Raw genomic sequence first — 2537 nt, 5'->3', positions numbered from 1 at the left:
CGAGAGCTCGGCTGCCGAGAGAGACCCCTCACCCGGTCGCCGCCGCGTGCCGCGCCGACGCCCACCCTCTCCCGCAAGGGGAGAGGGTCACACCGGCGTGGCCGCGACATTCTTGAAGCGTCGAATCGAAAAAGCTTCGATTGGCGTCGAGGTCTTGCCGTCACGCACCAACTCGGCCAACACGTCGCCGACTCCCGGCGCGATCTGGAAGCCCGCGCCGCTGAAGCCGAACGCGTGGATCAGGCCTGATGTCGTGCTGCTCGGACCGATCACCGGATTGTTGTCCGGCATGGTCGCTTCCGTTCCGCTCCAGAACCGGATCGCGTGGGCGTGACGCAGGCCGCTGAACAAGTCGCTCGCACGCCGCATGATGGCGAGCACGCCGTCGCTGCGCGGACGCGAATAGTCCGGATCGGTCAGCGGCTGGGCGCGTTCGCCGCCGACGATGACATTGCCGCGCGCCACCTGCCGCGCATAGATGCCGCCGCCTTCCATGCCGATGTTGACGCCGAGGAACGGATCGAGCGGCTCGGTCACCACCATTGACGGATAGGTGCGCTGGAGCGGCACGGGCTCGCCGAAGTCGCGCGCAAAAGCGTCGGCCCAGGCGCCCGCGCTGTTGATGACGACGGGCGCCTTCAACATGACCTCGCCGGCTTCGAGCGTAAAGCCGTCCCCGTTTCTGACGGCGCCGGTCACTGGCGTGTTCTCCAGCACCTTGACGCCGGCACACCGCGCCGCGGCGGCAAAGCCCGATGCGACCAGCCGTGGATTGGCATGACCGTCACCTGGACAGAACGAGCCGCCGACCACATTGCCCGTGATGCCGAAGCGCTCGCGCAACTGATTGTGGCCGATCAGCTCGAGATCGAGCCCGAAGCAGGCGAAGTGGGTCGCATAGGCCTCAAGGGTTGACATGTCGGGCCCGGTGCGCGCCAGCTTCAGATGCCCGGAGCGCAGGAATTCGCCGTCGATGCCGATCAGCGCTTTCAAATGCGGCCAGATCGCGTGCGACCGCTGCGACAGCGGCAACTGCTCTGGCGGCCGGCCCTGCCGGCGCACCCCGCCATAATTGACACCGCTGGCCTGCGCGCCACAAAAGCCCTTGTCGAGCAGCACCACCGAAAAGCCCATGGTGCGCAGCCGCAACGCGGCGGAGCTGCCGACGAGGCCGCCGCCGATCACGGCGACATCGGCGTCAATGCGCCTGGTCATGCTGCTCTTCGTTCGGCTGGTCTGATGTCATCAACGCCAATGGGATCGGCTTGATCGGAGCCTGCGCGCGCAAGCGCCCGATCGATGCACCATCGCGGCCGGTTTCGCGGGCCAGCAATTCGGCCGCCGCTGCAGCGCAGACACGGCCCTGGCAGCGGCCCATGCCGATCCGGCTCACCGCCTTCAGGCGATTGATGTCGATCAGCGCAAAATCCTTGATGGCCTGCCGCGCCTCGCCGGTGCTGATCTCCTCACAACGGCAAAGTAGCGTCTCGTCGGCAATGTCGCCGGCCCAATGCGCGGGATAAGGAAACGCCGCTTCCAGCACGTCGCGGACGCCATCGATCCGCAGCAGCGTTCGCTCCAGTGCAGCGGCGCGCACACAATCGAACGGCAGGCCGCGATCCTCCAGCAGCGCCAAGGCCGCACGCTCGCCGGCCGCTTCCGCCGCGTCGGCACCGGCAATGCGTGCGCCGTCGCCGGCGAGATAGACGCCGGCGACACTGCTGCGGCCGCTGATCTCACGTATCGGGAGATGCGCGCGATCGCGCGCGTCATAGTGGAATGCGCAGCCGGCGAGATCAGCGAGCTGCGTTTCCGAGCGCAGGTTCAGCCCGTAGCCGATGCCATCACAGGCAATGTTATGCGCGCGGCCGCCGGCGCGAAAGGCAACGCGCTCAACGCGCGCCTCGCCTTCCATTCGCATGGCGGTCACGCCGAAATGCAGCCCGGTGCCGGAGAGCTTCAGCTCGGTCGCCATGCGCAGGCCGCGCAGCACGATTGCCGGCGCGAGCCGCAGTCCGCGCCACAAATTGGATTTCGCCGACAGCGGCGCGGCATCCAGCACGGCGGCGACCCGCACGCCGGCCTTGAGATATTGCCAGGCGACGAGATAGAGCAGCGGACCGGAGCCCGCGAACACCACGCGGGTCCCGATCGCGCAACCTTGCGCCTTCAGCGCGATCTGCGCGCCGCCCAGCGTGAACACGCCCGGCAGGGTCCAGCCCGGTAGCGGCAGCACGCGATCGGTGGCACCGGTCGCGAGGATCAGGCCGTCATGGGCAATTCGATGATTGACGCCGTCGCGCGTGATATCGGCCACGCCGTCGCGCAGATTCCATAGCAACGCCTGCGGCCGATAATCGATACGACCGTCAAGTGCCGCAAAGCCGCGATGCAGCCGCTCGGCCTTGTCGGCCTCCGAGCCATAACGCACGCGTGCGGCGCGCCCGTCCTCGACCAGCGGCTGGCGATAGATCTGGCCACCGCAGCGCGGCGCTTCATCGACCAATGTTGGCCGCAAGCCCGCCCGAACAAGCGCC

General features: G+C 67.8%; 2 protein-coding genes. Both read right to left on the bottom strand.

Features of this window, described 5'->3' with window-relative positions; translation table 11 throughout:
• Positions 1-87: 87 nt before the first annotated feature.
• Positions 88-1215, bottom strand: coding sequence for an NAD(P)/FAD-dependent oxidoreductase (locus WA702_RS21820; protein WP_425112625.1), 1128 nt, complete (start codon positions 1213-1215; stop codon positions 88-90).
• Positions 1199-2537: NAD(P)/FAD-dependent oxidoreductase (locus WA702_RS21815; RefSeq protein ID WP_425112624.1), on the bottom strand; the 1339-nt coding region annotated here is incomplete at its 5' end. The genes WA702_RS21820 and WA702_RS21815, both read right to left, overlap by 17 nt.

The organism is Bradyrhizobium sp. (assembly GCF_049798375.1).
Classification (GTDB): Bacteria; Pseudomonadota; Alphaproteobacteria; order Rhizobiales; family Xanthobacteraceae; genus Bradyrhizobium.
Note: the sequence above shows the minus strand (reverse complement) of the source record. Positions and strands in the feature narration are given on the sequence as shown.

Coding starts and splice junctions, on each gene's coding strand:
- WA702_RS21820 (WP_425112625.1), bottom strand. CDS start 1,215: ATGACCAGGCGCATTGACGCCGATGTCGCCGTGATCGGCGGCGGCCTC.